Origin of the sequence: Dactylosporangium sp. NPDC005572, assembly GCF_040605515.1 — a bacterium.
Classification (GTDB): domain Bacteria; phylum Actinomycetota; class Actinomycetes; order Mycobacteriales; family Micromonosporaceae; genus Dactylosporangium.
In genome coordinates, this window is the sequence record NZ_JBEXCY010000058.1 from 36,754 (window position 1) to 58,317 (window position 21,564).

A 21,564-nucleotide genomic window follows, 5' to 3' on the forward strand; every position below is an offset into this window, starting at 1 on the left:
AACGAGAAGGAGAACCGGATGCCGATCGATCCCGGCGTAGCCCTGGCGGCGCCCCCGACGGTCGAGGAGATCGGGTGGGACGCCTCCGACGTGCTGCTCTACCATCTGGCGCTCGGCGCCGGCGCCGACCCGGTCGACCCGGTCGAGCTGCGCTACGCGACCGAGTCCGGCTCCGTCGTCGTACCGACGTTCGCCGTCGTCGTGCCGATGCTGCGCTCGACCCGGCCGCCGCGGGTTTCGTACCCCGGCGTCGAGGTCGACCTGCGCACGATCCTGCACGGCAGCCAGCGGGTCGAGCTGCACAACCCGATCCCGCGGGACGGCAAGGCCTCGGTCCGCACCCGGGTCGCCGACCTCTACGACAAGGGATCGGCGGCGGTGATCGTCGTCGACACCGAGGCGACCGGCGCCGACGGTGCTCCGCTGTGGACCTCCAGCATGCGGATGTTCTCCCGCGGTGAGGGCGGCTTCGGCGGCCACCGCGGCCCGGCCGGCCCGCCGGACCCGCCGCGGCGCGCGCCCGACCACACGGTCGTCACCCCGACGCTGCCGCAACAGGCCCTGTGGTACCGCCTGCTGGGCGACCGCAACCCGCTGCACGCCGATCCCGCGGTCGCCGAGGCCGCCGGCTTCCCGCGGCCGATCCTGCACGGGCTCTGCACGTACGGCATCGCCTGCCGGGCGATCGTCGACGCCGTGCTCGACGGCCGCGCCGAGCGGGTCCGGGCGATCGAGGCGCGCTTCGCCGGCGTCGTGTATCCCGGCGAGACGCTGCGCACGTCGGTCTGGCGAGAGGACGGGCGGCTGCTCTTCGTGTCCACTGTGGACGAACGCGACAACGCCCCCGCCCTGGCCGGTGGCGAGCTGACCGTCGACGAAGGGCAGCCCACGTGAGCATCGCCGTGGAGCGCGACAGCGGCGTCGTCCGGCTGACCCTCGACCGTCCCGAGCGGCGCAACGCCCTCACCGTCGACGGGTTCGCCGAACTCGGCCGGGTGCTCGCCGAGATCGCCCGGACGCCGGACGACCGCGCCGTGCTCATCACCGGCGCCGGCGGCGCGTTCTGCGCCGGCGCGGACCTCTCGGCGGGCGTGCCCGACGAGTCCGTGGTGCGGGTCATGGACCGGATCAACGACGCGGCCCGCGCCCTGCACCGGCTGCCGCAACCGACGGTCGCCGCCGTCGGCGGGCCCGCGGTCGGCGCCGGGATGAGCCTCGCCCTCGGCTGCGACCTCGTCGTCGCCTCGCCGGCCGCGACCTTCTGCCAGATCTTCGTCAAGCGCGGCCTGTCGCCCGACTTCGGCAGCAGCTGGCTGCTGCCCCGGCTGGTCGGCCTGCAGACCGCCAAGCGGCTCGCGCTGCTCGGCGACACGATCACCGCCGAGCAGGCCCGCGACCTCGGTCTGGTGTCGGCGGTGATGGCCCCCGACGACCTGCTCGACACGGCCACCGCGCTCGCCCGCCGCCTCGCCGACGGGCCGCCGATCGCGCTCGCCCTCACCAAGCGGCTCCTCGACGCCTCCTTCACCTCGACGTTCGACGAGGCCCTCGACGCCGAGGCGGCCGCGTCCGCGGTCAACACGGCGACCGAGGACGTCGCCGAGGCGTTCGCAGCGTTCGCCGCCAAGCGGCCGGCCGTGTTCCGTGGCCGCTGAACACGACGGGGCACCGCTGCCGGTCCGCCCCGACGACCCCGGGCGCGACTGGACCGAGCCCGGCGTGTACGGGCTCGGCGCCGGGCTGTACCGCATCCCGTTGCCGATGCCGCAGGACGGCCTGCGCGCGGTCAACGTGTACGCGGTCCGCGACGGCGACGCGATCGTCCTCGTCGACTCCGGCTGGGCGCTGCCGGAGGCGCAGGCCCGGCTGCGGCAGGCCCTGCGGGCCCTCGACGCCGACGAGGACCGGATCAGCCGGATCCTCGTCACGCACGCCCATCGCGACCACTACAACCTCGCCGTCCGGCTGCGGGAGCGGCACCCGCGGCTGCGGGTCGGCCTCGGCCTGGCCGAGGAGGGCACGCTGTGCGTCGCGCAGGCGCCCGTCACCGAACCCTGGGCCGCCCTGTGCGAGCAGCTGCGCCTCGGCGGCGCCGCCGCGCTCGCCAAGGAGCTCGTCGCCGGCGTGCCCGTCGAGCACGACCCGGCCGACTGGGCGTTCCCCGACGAGTGGATCGACCCGCCGTCGGCCATCGCGCTCGACACCGCCACGTGGCAGGCGTACCCCACCCCGGGGCACACCCGCGGCCACGTCGTGTTCGTCGACGCCGCCCGCGACGTGATGTTCTGCGGCGACCACGTCCTGCCGCACATCACCCCGTCGATCGGCTTCGAGCCGAGCCCGGCCGTGTCGCCGCTGCGCGACTACCTCGACTCGCTGCGGCTCGTCCGTGACCTGCCCGACCGCACCATGCTGCCGGCACACGGCCACCCGGGACCCAGCGTGCACGCGCGCGTCGACGAGCTCGTCGCCCACCACGACACCCGGCTGGAGCAGACCGCCGGCGCCGTCGCCGCGGGTGCGGCCACCGCGCTGGAGGTCGCGCAGCGGCTGCGGTGGACCCGCCGCGGCCGCGCCTTCGACGACCTCGACGTGCTCGGCCGCTGCCTGGCCGTCACGGAGACCGCTGCGCACCTCGACGTCCTGGTCGGCACCGGCCGGCTGCGGCGCTCCGAGGACGACGGCGTCCGGCAGTACGGGGCCGGATAGGTGCGCGACAAGGTCGTCTCGGCCGAGCAGGCGGTCGCGCTCATCGCCGACGGCGACGTCGTCGGCCTCCAGGCGGGCCCGACCCAGTGCGCGCCGATGACGCTCGTGCGCGAGATCATCCGCGCCGGCCGCCGCGACCTGTCGCTGGTCTGCCTCAGCGGTGGGCTGCCCGTCGACTGGCTCGCCGCCGCCGGATCGCTCGCCCGGTGCACCTTCGCCGCCGTCACGATGGAGCACTTCGGGCTGTGCCAGCGGTTCCGGCGCAGTGTCGAGACCGGCGCCATCGCCGTCGAGGAGCTTTCGGAGACCGCGCTGTACGCCCGGCTCGGCGCCGCCAGCCGCGGGCTGCCGTTCCTGCCGACGCGCGGGCTGATCGGCACCGACCTGCTCGACGTCGGCAACGACGCGCTGAAGGTCATCCCGGACCCGTTCGGCGGGCCGCCCGTCGTCGCCTGCCGCGCGCTGCGCCCGGACATCGCCGTGCTGCACGCCCATCGCGCCGATCGGGCCGGCAACATCGGGATCGATCCGGGGGTACGCCTGCCCACCATGACGACGCTGCCCCGGGCGTCGCGGCGGGTCATCGTGTCGGTCGAGCGGATCGTCGGCTCGGCCGAGCTGCGGCGGGCGCCGGACCGCACGATCCTGCCCGGGTTCGCCGTCGACGCCGTGGTGGAGGCGCCGTCCGGCGCGCATCCGACGTCGCTGTTCCCGGCGTACGACCACGATGCCGGGTTCTTCACCGCGTGGGTCGAGGCCGCGGCCGACGACGACGCGTGCGAGGCGTTCCTGGACCGGTACGTGCGCGGCCCGGCGACCCAGCAGGAGTACCTGGGACTGGTCGGCGTGCGGTGACCGGCTACTCGGTCGACGAGCTGATGATCGCGACGCTGGCCGCGTGCTTCGACAACGACGACCAGGTCTGCAACGGCCTGTCGTCCGTCCTGCCGGTGTGCGCGATCCAGCTGGCCCGGCTGACCCACGCCCCCGACCTCGTCTGGATCGCCGGATCGTCGGGTGTGGACCCGCTCGACCCGCAGCTCACCGCCTCCAGCTTCGAGTCCCCGCTGTGGCGCGACGCCGTCATGTACCTCGAGCACTACGCCGAGTTCTGGGACTACGTGGCCGGCGACCGGTTCCTGCGCAAGTTCTGCGTCGGCGCGGCCCAGCTCGACGCGTACGGCAACGCCAACAACTCGGTCATCGGTGCGTTCGACCACCCGCGGGTGCGGCTGCCGGGCACCGCCGGGCTGGGCGACATGGGCGCGCTGGACAAGCAGCTCATCTACTGGGTCACCGACCACAGCCCGCGGACGCTGGTGGAGCGGGTCGACTTCCGCTCCGGCGCCGGCTACCTCGGCGGGCACGGCGAGCGGGCCCGCCTCGGCCTGCGCGGCGGCCCGGCCCTCGTCGTGACGAACCTGGCGGTCCTCGACTTCGCGCCGGACTCGCAGCGCATGCGCCTGAGGTCGGTACACCCGGGCATCAGCGTCGACGACGTGCTGTCGGCCACCGGGTTCGCGCCGGTCCTCCCGCCGCGGGTCGCGACCACCACGCCGCCGACGGCCGAGCAGGTCCGCCTGATCCGCGAGCGGATCGACCCGCACAGCTACCGCAAGCGCGGCTTCCGCCCACCGACCGTCCGGTGACCGCGCGCCCGCTGGGCTCGGGACCGCGCCACCGAGAGATCTTGTGAGGCGTCTTGCAGAACGGTCACACGTGGTGACCGGCACTGGTGTGCTGCGGCCCCGGGCGCCAACACTCGTCTGACACGCCGCGCACGCGTCCGGCGGCCCGCCATCCCGCAGACGGGACACGTCGATGGCACGACACCGCAGCGCACCACCGCTGGCAACGCCCGCATCCGCCGGGGTGGCGCCCGGGCCCGTCGACGTCGACGCCGACCTGTTCGAGGCGAGCCTCATGCTGCTGGCGGGAACACCGCGGTTGCAGCATCCGGGCGACGGGCGCGCACGGGACGCGTGGGCGGTGGTCGGCGACTGCGCCGGCGCCGGGCTGCGCGCCGAGTTCGAGACGGAGCCGGCGGCGGCCCGGTTCGCCGACCTGATGCGGGCCGTGCCGGACGCCAGGTGCTGGATCCGCCGTCACGTGGCCGGCATCCGCCGGCGGTACGAGACCTTCATCGTCGACGTCGACGGCGCCGAACCGTTGCGCGTGGTCGGCCGGCTGCACGGCGAGTGGACGCGCGGCGTCGGACTGCTGCTCGACGACGGGAAGGCCGACGGGACATCCAGTGGGACGGCTGACGGGGCGGTGCTGCGGACGCGGGCCGCGGCGGTGTGGCGCTGCGCGCTGCTGACCGCGTCGCCGAGGGTGTCGCACACCGGCCTGCGGCTGCGCTCGCGGGACCGGTCCTCGGTGCGCCTGCTGGTGCGGGCCGCGCAGGTGCTCGGGGTCGCCTGCCGTGCCGGTTCCCGGGTCGTGCAGGCCGAGGGGCGTGGCATCATCGTGCTGCTCTCCACGGTCCGACCGGTGCCCGATGCGTGGGACCCGTCGGTGGAAACGCACCGGAACCTTGTCACGAAACGATAGGAACCCGCGACATTCATCACCACGGGACGGTGTACCTCGACGGGGACGGGTGCCACCTTGGATGATCGGCGGTGTGAGCCCGACCCCCGCTGACCGCGCACCGTGACCGTCACCGCGCAGACGGCCGCCGGCTGGTCGCGTCCGGTGGCGCTGACCGTCGCGGCCGCGTTCTTCCTCGAACAGATCGACGGCACCATCCTGGCCACGGCGTTGCCGGCGATCGCCCGGGACCTCGGTGTGCGGCCGAGCGACGCAGGTCTCGCGATGACGGCGTACCTCGTCACGGTGGCCGCCTGCATCCCGGTCAGCGGGTGGCTCAGCAACCGGTTCGGCGGCCGCCGCGTCTTCCTCGTCGCCATCGCCGGGTTCGTCGGCGCGTCCGTGCTGTGCGGCCTGAGCTCCTCGCTGGCGATGCTCGTCGCCGGACGGGTGCTCCAGGGCCTGGCCGGCGCCATGATGGTGCCCGTCGGCCGGTTCATCGTCCTCGCGGGTACCGCCAAGACCGATCTCGTCCGCGCCGTCGCGTACCTGACCTGGCCGGCGCTCGCCGCGCCGGTGATCGCCCCGTTCCTGGGCGGAGTGATCACCCAGTACGCGGGCTGGCCGTGGATCTTCTTCGTGAACGTACCGCTGGGCGCCGTCCTGCTCGCCGTCGCCTGGCGGGTCATCCCCGCCGCCGACCCTGCTGCCGGCTCAGTCGGCCCTGCTGTACCCGCCGGGATCGACGTGCGGACGCTGCTGCTGGTCATGGCCGGCATCGTCGGCCTGGTTGTCGGGCTGGAGCTGGTGGCCGACCCGGGGTGGTTGCCGGTGGCCGCCGCCCTGCTCGCCGTCGCGGCCCTCGGGCTCGGGTCGGCGGTGCGCCGCGCCCGGCGCGACCCGACGCCGCTGCTCGACCTGCGTTCCTTCGCCCGGCCGACGTTCCGGGCCGCCAACACCGGTGGCGTCGCCTACCGCATCGCCGTCAACTCGGTGCCGTTCCTGCTGCCGCTGCTGCTGCAGGACGGCTTCGGCTGGAGCCCGATCGAGGCCGGGCTCATGGTCATGTGGGTCTTCGTCGGCAACCTCGCGATCAAGCCCGTGACGACGCCGCTGCTGCGCGCGCTGGGCTTCCGCACCCTGATCGCGGCGTCGTCGGCCGGCCTCGCCGCCACGATGGTGATCTGCGCGCTGGTCACCCCGCAGACCCCGACCGCGGTCATGGCCGCGGTCTTCCTGCTCAGCGGGGTGTTCCGGTCGGTGGGGTACACCGGCTACAACACGATGCAGTTCGCCGACGTGCCCGCCGGCCTGATGAACGGGGCGAACACCCTGTCAGCGACGATCGTCCAGCTCGCCAACGGCCTGGGCGTGGCCCTGGCCGCCGTCACCGTCCGCGCCGTGGATGCCACGACGGACCCCACGGCCGCGTCCGGCCCGCTCGGGTACCGGGTGGCGCTGGTCGCCCTGGCCGTCCTCGCCGCCCTCAGCACGGCGGCGCTCCTGCGCCTTCCACCGGGCGCCGCCGACCACGTACGACATGCGCAACGCGAACCGGCCGCCCGCCCCGCGGGCGAGACCGCATGACGACCGCGCTCAGTGCCGGGCCATCAGGCTGATCAGGTCGTACGTCACGTGGGACGCCGCGATCGTCGTCAGCTGTGCGTGGTCGTATGCCGGTGCCACCTCGACCACGTCGGCCCCGACGATGTTGGCGCCGTCCAGGCCCCGCAGCACGGCGAGCAGCTCCCGGCTCGTGAGGCCGCCGGCCTCCGGCGTTCCGGTGCCGGGTGCGTGGGCCGGGTCGAGGACGTCGATGTCGATGGAGACGTAGACGGGGTGGTTGCCGACGCGGTCCCTGATCCGCTCGACCAGTTCGGGGAGCGCGCGGTGCTGGAAGTCCAGCGACGAGACGATGCCGAAGCCGAGGCGCTCGTCGTCCTCGAGGTCCTTCCGGCTGTACAGCGGGCCGCGGATGCCGACGTGTGTGGTGTGCGCGGCGCGGAGCAGTCCCTCCTCCGTGGCGCGGCGGAACGGCGTGCCGTGCGTGTACGGCTCCCCGAAGTACGTGTCCCAGGTGTCGAGGTGGGCGTCGAAGTGCAGCAGCGCGACCGGGCCGTACTGCTGGTGCATCGCCCGCAGCAGCGGCAGCGCGATGGTGTGGTCGCCGCCCAGGGTGACCAGGCGCCGGCCGTCGCCGATGAGCCGGGTCGCGCCCTGCTCGACCTGGGTGAGGGCCTCGTCGATGTGGAACGGGTTGGCCGGGATGTCGCCGGCGTCGACGACCTGCTGCGCGGCGAACGGCGCGACGTCGAGGGCGGGGTTGTACGGCCGCAGGAGGCGGCTCGCCTCGCGGATCGCGGCCGGGCCGAACCGCGCGCCCGGCCGGTAGCTGACGCCCGTGTCGAACGGGACGCCGACGACGGCGACGTCGTAGGCGGACACCTCCTCGAGCCGGGGGAGCCGCGCGAAGGTCGCGATGCCCGCATAGCGCGGGATCTTCGACGCGTCGACCGGGCCGACCGGGACCTCTGTCATTTTGGTGCCCCCTACCGGGTGAAGAGTTGTCGTGCCGTGCCGCGCAGGATCGACTCGGCCTCGGGCGCGGTGATGGACGGCATGGCCGCCAGCCGCGCCACGGGCTCCTCGACGCGCATCGGCGCGGGCCAGTCGGTGCCGAGCATGACGCGGTCGGCGCCCACGGTGTCGATGAGGAAACGCAGCGTGCGCTCCTGGTAGGTGACCGCGTCGTAGAAGAACCGCGACGCGTAGGTGCTCGGCGGCTGCAGGCAGGCGCCGCGCCGGTTCGGCCACTGCCGCCACCCGTGGTCCATCCGGTCGAGGGCGAACGCGGTGTAGCCGCCGGCGTGCCCGAGGCACACCTTCAGGGTCGGGTGGCGGTCCAGCACGCCGCCGTAGACCAGCGACGCGAAGGTGATCGCCCGGTCGACCAGGTTGCCGATCGAGTTGAACAGGAAGAACCGGTCGATGCGCGCGGCGACGGAGGTGGGGCCGTACTGATGGACGAAGACGACCGCGCCGAGCTCGGCGGCCGCCGCGAAGAACGGGTCGAACCGCGGCAGGTCGTAGGTGTCGCCGTTGACGTGGTCGTCGATCATCACACCGACCATGCCGAGGTCGCGGACCGAGTGCTCCAGCTCGGCCACGGCGAGGTCGGTGTCCTGCATCGGCACGGTGCCGAGCCCCGCGAACCGGTCGGGGTGGTCGCGGCGCAGCTCGGCGACGGCCTCGTTGACGGAGCGCGCGAGCTGGGCGGTGACCTTGGGTTCCTGGTGGTACTGGTAGAAGACGTCGGTCGGCGAGACCACCTGCACGTCGACCCGGTCGGCGTCCATCGCGTCGAGGCGCTGCGCCACGCTCCAGTGGTTGAGCGGGTTGTGCAGCTCGCCGTCGGCGGCGGTCATGTTGTGCCAGCTCCGGCCGTCCGCCACGGCGTCGATGAAACGCCGGGGCGTGAGGTGGGCGTGGATGTCGACGATCCGGCCGGTCCCGGACGCCGCGGTGCGTCCGGGACCGGGCACGTCGCCGGGTGGCGGAGTCAGTCCCACAGGCCGCAGGTCTCGATCTCCGCGACGATGGCCTTCGCGATCGCCATCGTCTGCGCGCCGCGGGAGAGGTACGTCGCGCCGCCGTTGTGCGGCGTGAGCACGACGTTGTCCATCTTGCGCAGCTCGACGGGGATGTACGCGTCGATGTTGTTCGGCGGCTCGCTCCAGAAGACCTCGAGCCCGGCGCCCGCGATGGTCTTGTCCTGCAGCGCGCGGATGAGGGCGTCCTCGTCGACGAGCCGGCCGCGGGCCACGTTGATGAAGTACGCCGTCGGCTTCATCAGCTTGAACTGGGCCTCGCCGAACATCTTGAGGTTGGCCGGCTCGAAGTTGGTGAGCAGGCACAGATAGTCGGACTGGGCGATGAGGTCGTCGGCCTCCTCGACCCACTCGACGCCGAGCCGCTCCTCGTCCTGCGCCGAGAGGCGGGTGCGCTTGGTGTAGACGACGCGGAGGTCGAGCGCCTTGAGCTTGCGCACGGCCTGCTTGCCGACGCGGCCGAGGCCGTAGAGGCCGACGGTCTTGCCGACGCAGCCCTGGCCCATCAGCGCCATGGTCATCTCCTGGAAGAATCCCATGCGGCGGCAGTAGTCGTCGGACTCGGTGATGCGGTAGGCGAGGTTGAGCAGCAGGCCCACCATCAGGTCGGAGGTGGCCCGCGGGTTGAGACCCCAGCCGGTCTCGACGTCGTAGGTGCCCTCCGGGTCGACCGCCGGCGGCTCCGGGTGCCTGGCCAGCAGTACCTTCACGTCGGAGCGCTCCAGTGCCGCCACGTCGTGCAGGTCGTCGCGCACCACCGCACAGCCGATGCCCTTGAGCCGGGTGTTGAAGAGGAACTGCTCCCGGATCGGGTTGGAGTGCATGAGGAAGAAGTAGTCGGATCGCAGCGACGCGGCGTGCAGCTCGTCGACGCTCACCTCGCGGTGGTCCCAGGGGAACACCTCCACCTCGGCGTGCTGGCGCATGAGCTCCAGCGCCGGCTCCGGGATCGGCTGCGACACGAAGATGTGCGGTCTGGTCATGGTGTGAGGTCCTCCGGGGTCGGATCAGGTGGGTTTACGAGGAGCGCTGGAAGGAGCGGACCGCCAGGATCGTGAAGACGACGGCGATGCCCCCCGTCCAGGCCACGTAGAGCAGGAAGTCGTGCAGGAGCGGGCCGCCGTTGACGAGGTTGCGGGACAGGTCGACCGCCGGGGTCACCGGGTTGCACCGCGCGAACACCTGCAGCCAGTGCGGCATCTGGGCGATCGGCGCGATGGCCGAGCTGCCGAACACGAGTGGCAGCGTCGGCGTGATCAGCCACATCTGGGTCGCCTCGGGGTCGGACGCGGCCAGCCCGACCCAGGCCGAGAATGCGGTCACCGCGAGCCCGAACACCGCGAGCACGGCGACGGCGGCGACGCCGCGCAGGAGTCCCTGGCGGAAGTCGAAGCCGACCGCGGCCACGGCGATGACGGTCAGGACGGTCAGCTGGATCGCGATCTTCAGCGAGTCGCTGATGGTCCGTCCGAGGATCACCGCGGACCGCGCGATCGGCAGCGACCGGAACCGGTCGTTCATGCCGGCGTTGCGGTCGTAGGAGACCGCGACCCCGGTCCGCATCGCCGACACCATGACGGCCTGGACGAGCACGCCGGGGATGACGTACTGCCGGTAGGGCAGGCCGGGCGCGGACGCGACCTTGTTGAAGATGTACGCGAACATCACCATGTTGGTCAGCGGCTGCACGAGCGAGAGGATGAGCAGCTGCCGGTTACGGAAGAACTGCAGCAGGTTGCGGTGGATGAGGGTGCCGATGTTCTCGGCGATCTGGCCGGCCGTCAGGCGCGTGAACGACAGTTCGCCGGTGGTCATGACCGGCTCTTCGGCGTGGTCAGCACCGCGAACACCTCGTCGAGCGACGTGCGGCGCAGCCGGATGTCCCGCAGCTCGATGCCTTCGCCGCTGAGCTCCCGCACCGCGGCCCAGACGGAGTAGGTGCCGGCCGGCAGCCGGACGTCGACGCGCGGCTCCTCGAACGTCCGCACGATCGACGCCTCGCCGAGCCCGGCGCGCGACACCAGGTGTTTGGCCGCCTGGTACGCGCTGTGGTCGTCGTGGCCGATCAGCTCGAGCACGTCGCCGCCGTAGACGGCCTTGAGCTCGGCCGGTGTGCCGTCGGCGACGGCGGTGCCGTGGTCGATGAGCGTGATCCGGTCGGCGAGCTGGTCGGCTTCTTCGAGGTACTGCGTGGTCAGCACGATCGCGGTGCCCTGGTCGCGCAGCTCGCGCACGACGTCCCAGAGCCCGTCCCGGCTCGGCGGGTCGAGCCCGGTCGTCGGCTCGTCGAGGAAGAGCACCTTGGGCGTGGTCACCAGGCTGGCGGCGAGGTCGAGGCGCCGGCGCATCCCGCCGGAGTAGGTGCGGGTGATGCGGTCGGCCGCGCCGGTCAGCTGGAACCGGTCGAGCAGTTCGTCGGCGCGGCGCCTGGCCTCGCGCCGGCCGCGGTGCCGCAGCCGCGCGATCATGACGAGGTTCTCCCGGCCGGTGAGGTCGCCGTCGACCGCGGCGTACTGGCCGGTCAACGAGATGGACGCGCGGACCGCGAGCGGTGCCGCGGCGACGTCGAAGCCGGCGACGAACGCCTGCCCCGAGTCCGCCCGCTCCAGCGTCGTGAGGATCCGCACCGTGGTCGTCTTGCCGGCACCGTTCGGTCCGAGGAGCGCGCCCACGGTGCCCGGTGCGACGCGGAGGTCGAGGCCGTCGAGCGCGCGATGGCCGCCGAAGTCCCGCCGGAGACCGGAAGCCAGCACACCGAGGTGCATCGATCCTCCCGCTGCCGCCGTTTGTCGATAATGCATTATCGGTAGTTTGCATGAGCACCCACGGGCGCACAAGAGGCGGGGCGAAGAAGGCGCGGGGCGAGGAAGGGCGCCGGGCTCAGCTCACGGCGGCGGCCCCGCCGGGGCTCGGCTTGGGCGGCGGCCCCGCCGGGTTCGGCTCACGGCGGCGCCGGTGCGAGTGCCGGCGCCGGGCGGGGCGGGGTGGGCGGGGCGGAGGTTCAGGGCGGAGGGCTCAGGCGGACGCCGAACGGGCCGCGAGGTCCGCGCGCAGCAGGGTGAGCATCGGCTGGCAGTGCTCGACCAGGATGTGGGCCGCCTCCTCGGCGTCACCCGCGCGCGCCGCGGCGATGAGCGCGCGGTGCTCCTGCTCCGACTGGGCTGGGCGGTCGGCGATCCGCAGGGCGTCGGTCGGCACGTGCAGGGCGCTCAGCGTGAGCAGTTCGTCGAGCAGCGCGATGGCGCGCTTGCGCTGCGACGGCCGGGCGAGCGTGAGGTGCAGGTCCTTGTTCAGCAGCGAGCGGCGGCTGCCCGCCCGGGCCATCAGCCGCACGATCTTCTCCGCCTCGTCGAGCGTCCGCTCGTCCATCCGCGGCACCGAGTGCAGGAGGTTGTCGGACTCGACGGCGACGATCAGCTCCTGGATCTCGATGCACTCCTCCAGCGTCAGCTGGCGCACGACGACGCCCCGGTGCTCGTCGATGCGCACCAGGCCCTCGGTGGCCAGGGTGCGGAAGGCCTCACGCACCGGCGTGGTGGAGACGCCGAGCTCCGTGGCGATCTGCTGCTGCCGCAGCCGGGAGCCGGTCGGCAGTGCGCCGGTGATGATGCGCTCGCGCAGCACGTCGGCGACCATGCCCTCAGTGGTGCGGGACGCGCCCTGCAGGCCGATGCCAGCTGCCACGGCACACCTCCCTCTCGTTGTCGTCGCTCCGCCAGGATGTCGCCTGCTCACAATGTACGTCGCCACGTGTCGGACAGATTACGGACTCGGGCACCGTGTAAACAGTTCGTTCCGGCCCTTGCGTGCTCCGCCGATGGTCCCACAGATTGCTTCTACCGATTATGCACAATCCATCATCTGGGGACGCGGGCACCGGACCTCAGCGCCTGCCGCGACGATGACTCGGCGGCGAGCCAGCATACTCGATCCGCCCTGCGGCCGACGTCCATAGCCAACTCGACGAACCGACCGAGGAGAGCCTTCGATGTCTCAGCAGTATTCCCGTCGCACGTTCCTGGCCGGCGCCGCCGGCGTGGTGGGCCTCACCGCGCTCGCGGCCTGCGGCGACACGTCCAGCCCCACCCCCGGCGCCGACAGCTCCACCCCGAAGAAGGGCGGCCGGCTGCGCGTCGGGAGCATCGGCGGCGCCACCGACATGATCGACCCGCACTACATCGCGACGGACAGTGACCAGCAGCGGTGCCAGAACCTCTACGACGGGCTCAAGTACCTCAGCCCGGACCTGCCGTTCCACACCGAGTACGGGCTGGCCGAGTCGGTGGAGCTCGCCCCCGACGCGACCGGGGCGACGATCCGGCTCAAGCAGGGGGTCGAGTTCCACCACGGCAAGACACTGTCGGCCGACGACCTGATCTTCACGTTCCAGCGGATCCTGAACCCGGCCAAACCGGGCAAGGCCGCTGCGGCGCTCGCCGCGATCGACCTCAAGAGCGCCCAGAAGCTCGACGAGCGCACGGTCCGGTTCACCTTCTCCACGCCGGACTCGCTCTTCGCGGAGCGCTTCGGTCCCGCACAGTCGATGATCCTGCCCACGGACTACGACCCGGCCAAGCCGGTCGGCACAGGCCCGTTCAAGCTGCAGAGCTTCACCCCCGGCGCGCGCGCCGTGTTCGTGGCGAACCCGAACTACTTCGTGGAGGGCCAGCCCTACCTGGAGCAGCTCGAAATCATCTCCTTCGCCAACAACGAGTCGCGCAGCCAGGCGCTGCTCGCGGGCCAGATCGACGCGGTCGACTCGATCGATCCGGCGCTCGCCGCCCAGTTCTCCACCGGTGCGTACCGGACGATGACCACGAAGTCGGGCTTCTACCAGCCGCTGGTGATGCGCGTGGACAAGAAGCCGTTCGACGACCCGAACGTGCGGCTGGCGTTCAAGCTCATCGTCGACCGCGAGGCGATGCTCAAGCAGGCGTACAGCGGCCTGGGCTCGATCGGCAACGACATGCCCCACCCGGCGACGCCCGGCTACCCCGACCTGCCGCAGCGCAAGCAGGACATCGAGCAGGCCAAGAGCCTGCTCAGGGCGGCCGGCTACGGCGACGGGCTCACCGTCAACCTGCAGACCTCGGCCCAGAACGGGGGCATGGTCGACTCGGCGCAGGTCTTCGCGCAGCAGGCGGCGGCGGCCGGCGTCACGGTCAAGATCGACAACGTCGACGCCAGCTCGTGGACGGCGACGCACAAGGCGGTGGCGTTCAAGCAGAACTACTGGTCCGGCTCGACCATGGGCCAGACCTACGCGCAGCGCTTTTTGCCCACCGGTGGCTCCAACGACAGCGGCTGGAACGACGCCGACGGCATCGCGATCTACAAGCAGCTGCTGTCGACCGTGGACGCCAAGAAGCAGGCCGAGCTCCAGGGCCAGCTGCTGCAGCGCTTCTACGACAGCGGCCCGGAGATCGTCCACGTCTTCAAGGCCAACGTCGACGTGTACTCCAGCAAGGTGAGCGGCTTCAAGCCGTTCGAGCCCAACGGCTGGAGCCTGGGTGCCTGGCGCTACCGCCAGGTGTGGATGGCCTGACCACAGCGCGTCACCAGGAGTACCCCTTGATCAGATCCATGCTGCTGCGCCGGATCGCCGGCGGTCTGGCCATCATGTGGCTGGTCTCCGTGATCGTGTTCCTCGCGATCCACGTCCTGCCCGGGGACGCACGCGACGTGCTCCTCGGGCAGGAGGCCACGCCCGAGCAGTACGCCGCGCTGACCCGCGAGCTCGGTCTCGACCGCCCGCTCGTCGACCAGTACCTGAGCTGGATGGGCGGGCTGCTCACCGGCGACTGGGGCTCGTCCCTGGTCTCGACGCTGCCGGTGTCGGAGCTCGTGACGACCAAGCTCGGCTACACCGGCCTGCTGACACTGTCCAGCCTGATCCTGATCGTCCCGCTGTCGATCCTCATCGGCGCGTACAGCGCGATCCGGCACGGCGGGCTCTTCGACAGCATCGTGACCGTGGTCACCCTGGTCTTCAGCGCGGTACCCGGCTTCGCGGTCGCGATCCTGGTGATCTACGTGCTGTGCACCAACGTCCTGCACCTGCTGCCGGCCGCGAGCATCTTCGACCCGACCCGGCCCACGGCCGCCCAGCTCGACATGGTCGTCGCGCCGACCATCGCGGTCGTGCTGTCGATGATCGCCTACCCCATCCGCATGATCCGGGCCAGCATGATCGAGGTCCTCGACAGCGACTACGTCATGCTGGCCCGGCTCAAGGGCCAACCGGAGCACCGCGTGATCTTCCGGCATGCACTGCGCAACGTCCGCGGCGCGATCGTCCAGGCCAACGGCCTCACGCTGCTGTTCATCTCCGGCGGCATCGTGTTCGTCGAGACCGTCTTCTCCTACCCGGGCGTCGGCTACGGCCTGGTCCAGGCGGTCAGCAACCGCGACGTACCGGTGCTGCAGACGCTGGTCGTGATCCTCGCGGCCATCTGCGTGATCATCAACCTGCTCACCGACCTGGCGATCATCGCCGTGACCCCGCGCCTGCGGACCCGGATCGCGCACTCAGGAGCGGCATCATGAGCAAGACGGAAACACCCGTGGAGACACCGGTCGCGGCACCGGCCCGCCACGTAGGCGCGATCCGGCGCTCGCTGCGCCTCACCCGCACCCGGGTCGGTCTGGCCTGCGTCCTGCTGGTGCTCGCGATCGCGGTCCTCGGCCCGCTCTTCGCGCCGCACAGCACGACCGAGTTCGTCGGCGCGCCCTTCCAGCCGCCGGGCCCCGACTACCTGCTCGGCACCGACCGGATCGGCCGCGACGTGCTGTCGCGGTTCCTCGCCGGCGGCAAGCTCCTGATTTTCATCAGCCTGCTGTCGACCGTCATCGGCGTCGGGGCCGGCGCCGTGCTCGGCCTGCTCGCGGCACAGGGCAACAAGCTGCTCGACGAGATCATCATGCGGTTCTGCGACCTCAAGATGTCCTTCCCGGGCATCGTGCTCTCCCTGCTCGTCATCACTGTGCTCGGCAAGCACCTGCCGGTCCTCGTCGGGGTCGTCGCGCTCGACCTGGCACCCCACGCGATCCGCGTCGTGCGCTCGGCGACCGTCCAGGTCCGCGAGGCCGACTTCGTGCGCTACGCCGAGGGCAACGGCACCTCCGCGAGCCGCGTCATGTTCCAGGAGATCCTGCCGAACATCGCCAGCCCCCTGACCGTGGAGTTCGCGCAGCGCCTCACCTACGCCATCGGCAGCGTCGCCGGTCTGGCCTATCTCGGCCTCGGCGTGCAGCCACCCACCGCCGACTGGGGCGTGATGATCCAGGAGAACCAGGTCGGGCTCACCGCGACGCCACTCGCGGTGCTCGTGCCGGTCGTCGCGGTCGTCGTGGTCACCGTCGGCGCGAACCTCGTCGCGGACGGCTTCGCGCTCGCCACCGCCGGAATCGAGGACCGCACGTGAGCACCCTCGTCGTCGACGATCTCCGCGTCAGCGTCACCGGCACCGACCCGTACGACATCGTCAGCGGCGTGTCGTTCGAGCTCGCCGCCGGCTCCGTGCTCGGCCTGGTCGGCGAGTCCGGCTCCGGGAAGACGACCACGTCACTGGCGCTGCTGGGGTTCGCCCGCTCCGGTACCCGGATCAGCGGCGGATCCGTCACGATCGACGGCACCGAGATGGTCGACACGACGGAGGCCGCCCGCCGCAAGGCCCGCGGGCATCTCGTCTCGTACGTCCCCCAGGACCCGATGACGGCGATGAACCCGGCCCTCAGCATCGGCGAGCAGCTCGTCGAGATGCTCGGCAGCACGCGCCGCGAGCGCCGCAACGCCGACGTCGGCCGGATCACCGACCTGCTCGAGAAGGTGCACCTGCCGGGCACGACGGCCTTCCTCAAGCGGTACCCGCACCAGCTGTCGGGCGGCCAGCTCCAGCGCGTGAGCATCGCCATGGCGATCATCAACCGCCCCCGCCTGATCGTCTTCGACGAGCCGACCACCGGGCTCGACGTCACCACCCAGGCGCACGTCCTCGACACGATCGAGGAGGTCATCGGCACCGAGGGCTCGGCCGCGGTGTACGTCACCCACGACCTCACGGTCGTCGACCGCCTCGCCGACAGGATCGGCGTGATGTACGCCGGCAGCCTCGTCGAGTACGCCGATGCCAGGACCGTGCTGCACCGCTCGGCCCACCCCTACTCGCGCCGGCTCGTGCTCGCCACCCCCGACGTCCGGGAGCGCCGGCAGCTCGTCGGCATCCCCGGCACGGTCACGCACGCACGGGACCGCAGCACCGGCTGCGCCTTCCTGGCCCGCTGCCAGTTCGCGGAGGCCGCCTGCGGCCTCGCCGCCCCACCGGCGGTCGAGCTCGGCCCCGACCACCTGTCCCGCTGTTTCCGCGCCGGGTTCGTCGAGCAGCAGCGGCTGGAGCAGACCTCCGGCGCCCAGACCTGGCGCACCCACGCCACCCGGGAGAAGCCGCTGCTCCAGGTTGCCGGCCTGTATGTGAGGTACGGCGACCACCAGGTCGTGCACGGCATCGACCTGGCCGTCGCGCCCGGCGAATGTGTCGCGCTGGTCGGCGAGTCGGGCTCGGGCAAGACGAGCACCGCGCGCGCCATCAGCGGCCTGCACGACGAGGCGGTCGAGGGCTGGCTCGGCTACCAGGGCGACCGGGTCGGCTGGACGGCGAAGGAGCGCGACCGGCAGACACTGCAGGACATCCAGTACATCTTCCAGAACCCCTACGCGTCGCTGAACCCGCGGCGCACGATCGGCTGGATCATCGAACAACCGCTGCGGACCTTCGGCCTGTGCGGCAGCGCGAAGCAACGTCGCGCCGAAGTGCGCCGGCTCCTCGCCCAGGTGTCGCTGCCGGCCCAGTACGAGCACCGCCGCCCGAGCCAGCTCAGCGGCGGCGAGCGCCAGCGCGTGGCGATCGCCCGGGCCATGGCGGCCAGGCCACGGGTGCTGATCTGCGACGAGATCACCTCCGCGCTGGACGTGTCGATCCAGGCGTCGATCCTGGAGCTGCTCGGGCAGCTGCGCGCGACCGAGGACCTCACGACCCTGTTCATCACCCACAACATCGCGGTGGTGCGGGCCATCGCCGACCGCATCGTGATCCTCAAGGACGGCGTGATCGTCGAGCAGGGCGAGGCGCAGGCGGTCCTCGACAAGCCCACCCACGAGTACACCCGCGAGCTCGTCGACAACACCCCCACGATGAAGGAACCCGTATGACCGCATCGCATCTGCGCTGGGCACTGGTCGGCACCTCGGGCTACGCCGCGCGCGCGTGCCTGCCGGCGTTCGCGGCCGTCGAGGACGCCGACCTGGTTGCCGTCCTGAGCAGCTCGGCCGAGCGCGCCGCCGCGTTCGCGGCGGGCAACGGCATCGCGAAGCCCTACGCCGACCTCACCGACCTGTGCGCCGACGACGAGGTCGACGCCATGTGGATCGCGTCCCCGAGCCACCTGCACTTCGAGCAGGCGATGGAGGCGATCCGGTCCGGCCGGCACGTGCTCCTGGAGAAGCCCCTCGCGCTCGAGTCGGGCCAGGCGTGGAAGCTCGTCGAGGCGGCGGACGCCGCCGGTGTGCACCTCGCCGTCGGCTACCAGGCGCGGTACGTCCCCGCCCACCTCGAGATGCAGCGCATCATCGCCTCCGGCGAGCTCGGCCCGATCACCACCGTCCGGTCGCTGTACGGCATGCGCCGCACCGGGCCGCCGGCCTCGTGGCGCGGCGACAAGGAGAAGGCCCGCTGGGGCGTCCTCGCCGACATCGGCACCCACCACATCGACCTGCTGCGCATGCTCGCCGGCGAGATCACCGGCGCGGCCGGGTTCACCGCTCACCAGCGCGGCTACGCCACCGAGGACCTCGCCGTCGCCGCGCTGCAGTTCGAGACCGGCGTGCTCGGCACACTGACCGCCACCGGCAACAACTTCACGCCGGCCACGGTCGTCGAGGTCGTCGGCTTCAACGGGATGGTGCGCGCCACCGACACCTCGCCCGACGGCCAGGGCACCGCCGTACTGATCCGCACCGACGGCACCGAGACCGACATCACCGGGCCGACCCCCCGCTCGTTCGACGCACAACTCGCCACCGTGAACCGCGCCTTCCGGGGCGCGGACGTCGCGTACGCCACCGGCCGTGACGGCGCCCGCAACCTGGAGATCCTCGAGATGATCGCGCAGTGACCCGCCCGCCCGTGGTTGCCGTCCTCGACCGGATGCTCAGTGCGGAGCGGGCCGCCGAACTGCTCCCCGGCGCCCGGATCGTCGCCGACCTCGCCGAACCGGAGGCGGTCACGGCCGTCATCGCCGGGCCCGCCACCCGGCTGACCGGCGGGCTGATCGAGTCGATGACCGGGCTGCGCGTCGTCGCCTCGACCTCCGCGGGCTACGACCACCTCCCCGTCGACGAACTCGCCCGGCACGGCGCCTGGGTCACCTCGGTGCCCGACTACTGCGTCGAGGAGGTCGCCGACCACGCACTCACGCTGATCCTCGACCTCCTCCGCCAGGTCAGCCTCCACGACCGCGCGCTGCACGCCGGCGGCTGGCGGCTCCCGCCCGGCCCCGCGGGCCCGCCCCGACGGATCGCGGGCACCACGCTCGGCGTCGTCGGCCTCGGCCGGACCGGCCGCGGGCTGGCGGCGCGCGCCGCCGCGCTCGGCATGCGGGTGCTCGGCTGGGCGCCGCGCGTGCGGCCGGACCGGCAGGCCGCCGGCGTCGAACTGGTCACCGACCTCGACCGCCTGCTCGCCGCCGCCGACGTCGTCAGCGTCCACCTCGCCCTCAACGAGCAGACCCGCGGCCTGCTCGACAAGGAGCGACTCGCCCACCTCCGGCCCGGCGCGATGCTCGTCAACGTCGCCCGCGGCCCGATCGTGGACGCCGGCGCGCTCGCCGAGGCGCTCGCGTCGGGCCGCCTGGCCGGCCTCGCCCTCGACGTGTACGACGACGAGCCGCTGCCCGCCGACCACCCGCTGCGCGCCAGCCACGCCGTCCTGACACCCCACATCGCCTGGTGGTCGAACGACTCCGTCCGGGCAGGCGGGGAACGCGCGGCCGCCGCCGTCGCGGCGGTGCTCGACGGAGCGATCCCCGCGGGGGTCGTGGCACGGCCGGCAACGAACGCCAGAGAGGGCAGCGCATGACCACGACGCCGGGCCCGGCGATCATCCAGGGCATCGAGACCGAGGCGGAGGCCCGCCGGCAGCTGGCGGCGGCCTTCCGGCTGGTCGCGCACTTCGGCATGACCGACCTGATCTACACCCACATCTCGGTCCGCGTCCCCGGCACCGACGACCGCTTCCTCATCAACCCCTACGGGCTGCTGTTCGACGAGATCACCGCCTCGTCCCTGGTGGAGATCGGCACCGACGGTGCGGCGATCCGCGCGGGCTCCATGCCCGTGAACCCGGCCGGCTTCGTCATCCACTCCGCGATCCACACGGCACGACACGACGCGAAGTGCGTGCTGCACACCCACACCAGGGCCGGCTGCGCGGTGGCCGCGCAGGCCTGCGGGCTGCTGCCGCTGAACCAGATGTCGATGGAGTTCTACAACCGGGTCGGCTACCACGACTACGAGGGCGTCGCGCTGGACCTCGACGAACAGCGGCGCCTGGTCGCCGACATCGGCCCCCACAACGCGCTGATCCTGCGCAACCACGGGCTGCTCACGGTCGGCGAGACCCCCGGCGCGGCCTTCCTGCGGATGTTCTACCTGGACCGCGCCTGCCAGATCCAGATCGAGGCCCAGCATGCCTCCGGCGAACTGGTCATCCCGGGCCCGGAGGTCGCGGAGCGCACCGCGCGGCAGCTCAACCTGGAGGACACCGGCGACACGTTCGCCGACACCCAGGCCAACGACCTGGCCTGGGCGGCGCTGCTGCGCCTCGTGGCGCGGGTCGCCCCCGACTACGCCGACTGAGCCCGACCGCCGTTTCAGGGGTACACCGGAAGGGTCGGGACCGCGGCGAGGAGTTGGCGGGTGTAGGGGTCGGTGGGGCGGTCGAAGACGGCGTCGGCCGGGCCGCGTTCGACCACGGCGCCGTCCTTCATGACCAGGACCTCGTCGCTGAGCTGCCGGATGACGGCCAGGTCGTGCGAGATGAACAGCATCGCCAGGCCGCGCTGCGCCTGCAGGCCCGCCAGCAGCTCGAGGATCTGGGCCTGGATGGAGACGTCCAGGGCGGACACGGGCTCGTCGCAGACGAGCAGCTCGGGGCCGGTGGCCAGGGCCCGGGCGATCGCGACGCGCTGGCGCTGGCCGCCGGACATCTCGGCCGGGCGACGGTCGGCCAGCGACGCGGCCAGGCCGACGGTCTCCAGGAGCTCGGCGACCCGCCGGCGCCGGGCTCCCCGGTCGCGCTCCGGCCGCAGCGCCTCGGCGATCACCTGGCCGGCGGTGAAGCGCGGGTCGAACGCGCCGAGCGGGTCCTGCTGGATCAGCTGGATGCGGCCGCGCTGGGGGCGGCGGCGCCGCTCCGGCACCGAACTCCAGGGGTTGCCGGCGAACCGGACGTCGCCCTCGTCGGGGCGCAGCAGGCCGAGGGCGATGCGGGCCACGGTGCTCTTGCCGGAGCCGGACTCGCCGACGACGCCGAGGGTGCGGCCGGCGGTGACGGTGAACGACACGTCGCGCACGGCGGCGTGGTCGGTGCCGTCGGGGCGGCGGTACCGCTTGCCCACCCGGTGCATCTCCAACAGCGCCGGCCCGGCCGGGCCGCCCGGG

The 21,564-nt window shown here is 72.4% G+C and carries 21 protein-coding genes; 14 read left to right on the forward strand and 7 right to left on the reverse strand.

Going from position 1 to position 21,564, the window contains the following annotated elements:
• Window positions 1-18: 18 nt before the first annotated feature.
• The 7 genes from ABZS66_RS26365 (at window position 19) to ABZS66_RS26395 (ending at window position 6,828) form a co-directional block, all read left to right on the forward strand.
• Window positions 19-894: a MaoC/PaaZ C-terminal domain-containing protein gene (locus tag ABZS66_RS26365; protein ID WP_354762034.1), complete on the forward strand. Its 876-nt coding sequence runs from the start codon at window positions 19-21 to the stop codon at window positions 892-894.
• Entirely contained in the window at window positions 891-1,655 is a 765-nt protein-coding gene (locus tag ABZS66_RS26370) for an enoyl-CoA hydratase-related protein (RefSeq protein WP_354762036.1), read from the forward strand. The genes ABZS66_RS26365 and ABZS66_RS26370 overlap by 4 nt, the downstream gene beginning before the upstream one ends.
• Complete coding sequence (locus tag ABZS66_RS26375; protein ID WP_354762038.1) at window positions 1,645-2,709, forward strand: MBL fold metallo-hydrolase; 1,065 nt, start codon at window positions 1,645-1,647, stop codon at window positions 2,707-2,709. The genes ABZS66_RS26370 and ABZS66_RS26375 overlap by 11 nt, the downstream gene beginning before the upstream one ends.
• Window positions 2,710-3,564, forward strand: coding sequence for a CoA-transferase (locus tag ABZS66_RS26380; RefSeq protein ID WP_354762039.1), 855 nt, complete (start codon window positions 2,710-2,712; stop codon window positions 3,562-3,564).
• Window positions 3,561-4,358, forward strand: coding sequence for a CoA-transferase (locus tag ABZS66_RS26385; protein WP_354762041.1), 798 nt, complete (start codon window positions 3,561-3,563; stop codon window positions 4,356-4,358). The genes ABZS66_RS26380 and ABZS66_RS26385 overlap by 4 nt, the downstream gene beginning before the upstream one ends.
• 172 nt (window positions 4,359-4,530) lie before the next feature.
• A complete protein-coding gene (locus tag ABZS66_RS26390; protein ID WP_354762043.1) occupies window positions 4,531-5,262 on the forward strand; it encodes a hypothetical protein in 732 nt (243 codons plus the stop codon).
• 102 nt (window positions 5,263-5,364) lie between these two features.
• Window positions 5,365-6,828: an MFS transporter gene (locus tag ABZS66_RS26395; protein ID WP_354762045.1), complete on the forward strand. Its 1,464-nt coding sequence runs from the start codon at window positions 5,365-5,367 to the stop codon at window positions 6,826-6,828.
• A gap of 9 nt (window positions 6,829-6,837) precedes the next feature.
• Here ABZS66_RS26395 and speB read toward each other — a convergent pair whose 3' ends face one another.
• The 6 genes from speB to ABZS66_RS26425 form a co-directional block, all read right to left on the reverse strand.
• Window positions 6,838-7,779 (reverse strand): agmatinase, encoded by a 942-nt coding sequence (speB, locus tag ABZS66_RS26400; RefSeq protein ID WP_354762047.1) that lies wholly within the window; start codon window positions 7,777-7,779, stop codon window positions 6,838-6,840.
• A gap of 11 nt (window positions 7,780-7,790) precedes the next feature.
• Entirely contained in the window at window positions 7,791-8,810 is a 1,020-nt protein-coding gene (locus ABZS66_RS26405; RefSeq protein WP_354762049.1) for an amidohydrolase family protein, read from the reverse strand.
• The gene (locus ABZS66_RS26410; protein WP_354762051.1) at window positions 8,801-9,832 is read right to left on the reverse strand and encodes an NAD(P)-dependent oxidoreductase; all 1,032 of its coding nucleotides are present in this window, start codon (window positions 9,830-9,832) and stop codon (window positions 8,801-8,803) included. The genes ABZS66_RS26405 and ABZS66_RS26410 overlap by 10 nt, the downstream gene beginning before the upstream one ends.
• 34 nt (window positions 9,833-9,866) lie before the next feature.
• Window positions 9,867-10,664, reverse strand: coding sequence for an ABC transporter permease (locus ABZS66_RS26415; RefSeq protein WP_354762053.1), 798 nt, complete (start codon window positions 10,662-10,664; stop codon window positions 9,867-9,869).
• Window positions 10,661-11,614, reverse strand: a complete 954-nt coding sequence (locus ABZS66_RS26420) for an ATP-binding cassette domain-containing protein (RefSeq protein ID WP_354762055.1) — start codon at window positions 11,612-11,614, stop codon at window positions 10,661-10,663. Before ABZS66_RS26420 ends, ABZS66_RS26415 begins: the two co-directional genes overlap by 4 nt.
• 250 nt (window positions 11,615-11,864) lie before the next feature.
• Window positions 11,865-12,533, reverse strand: coding sequence for a GntR family transcriptional regulator (locus tag ABZS66_RS26425; RefSeq protein ID WP_354762057.1), 669 nt, complete (start codon window positions 12,531-12,533; stop codon window positions 11,865-11,867).
• 304 nt (window positions 12,534-12,837) lie between these two features.
• On the opposite strand from ABZS66_RS26425, the gene ABZS66_RS26430 reads away from it, so the two are divergent.
• From ABZS66_RS26430 to ABZS66_RS26460, 7 genes are read left to right on the forward strand one after another with little or no spacing between them, the layout of a single operon-like run.
• Window positions 12,838-14,394, forward strand: coding sequence for an ABC transporter substrate-binding protein (locus tag ABZS66_RS26430; RefSeq protein WP_354762059.1), 1,557 nt, complete (start codon window positions 12,838-12,840; stop codon window positions 14,392-14,394).
• Window positions 14,395-14,420: 26 nt separating this feature from the next.
• Window positions 14,421-15,395, forward strand: coding sequence for an ABC transporter permease (locus ABZS66_RS26435; RefSeq protein ID WP_354762061.1), 975 nt, complete (start codon window positions 14,421-14,423; stop codon window positions 15,393-15,395).
• Window positions 15,392-16,273 carry an ABC transporter permease gene (locus tag ABZS66_RS26440; RefSeq protein WP_354762063.1) on the forward strand — a complete coding sequence of 294 codons (882 nt, stop codon included), beginning with the start codon at window positions 15,392-15,394 and terminating at the stop codon, window positions 16,271-16,273. Before ABZS66_RS26435 ends, ABZS66_RS26440 begins: the two co-directional genes overlap by 4 nt.
• A complete protein-coding gene (locus ABZS66_RS26445) occupies window positions 16,270-18,057 on the forward strand; it encodes an ABC transporter ATP-binding protein (RefSeq protein WP_354762065.1) in 1,788 nt (595 codons plus the stop codon). Before ABZS66_RS26440 ends, ABZS66_RS26445 begins: the two co-directional genes overlap by 4 nt.
• Window positions 18,054-19,019: a Gfo/Idh/MocA family oxidoreductase gene (locus tag ABZS66_RS26450; RefSeq protein WP_354762067.1), complete on the forward strand. Its 966-nt coding sequence runs from the start codon at window positions 18,054-18,056 to the stop codon at window positions 19,017-19,019. Before ABZS66_RS26445 ends, ABZS66_RS26450 begins: the two co-directional genes overlap by 4 nt.
• Window positions 19,016-19,981, forward strand: coding sequence for an NAD(P)-dependent oxidoreductase (locus ABZS66_RS26455; RefSeq protein WP_354762069.1), 966 nt, complete (start codon window positions 19,016-19,018; stop codon window positions 19,979-19,981). Before ABZS66_RS26450 ends, ABZS66_RS26455 begins: the two co-directional genes overlap by 4 nt.
• Window positions 19,978-20,760 (forward strand): class II aldolase/adducin family protein, encoded by a 783-nt coding sequence (locus ABZS66_RS26460; RefSeq protein ID WP_354762071.1) that lies wholly within the window; start codon window positions 19,978-19,980, stop codon window positions 20,758-20,760. Before ABZS66_RS26455 ends, ABZS66_RS26460 begins: the two co-directional genes overlap by 4 nt.
• 14 nt (window positions 20,761-20,774) lie before the next feature.
• Here the strand turns inward: ABZS66_RS26460 and ABZS66_RS26465 are convergent.
• The coding region (locus ABZS66_RS26465) for an ABC transporter ATP-binding protein (RefSeq protein ID WP_354762073.1) at window positions 20,775-21,564 on the reverse strand (790 nt) is incomplete at its 5' end.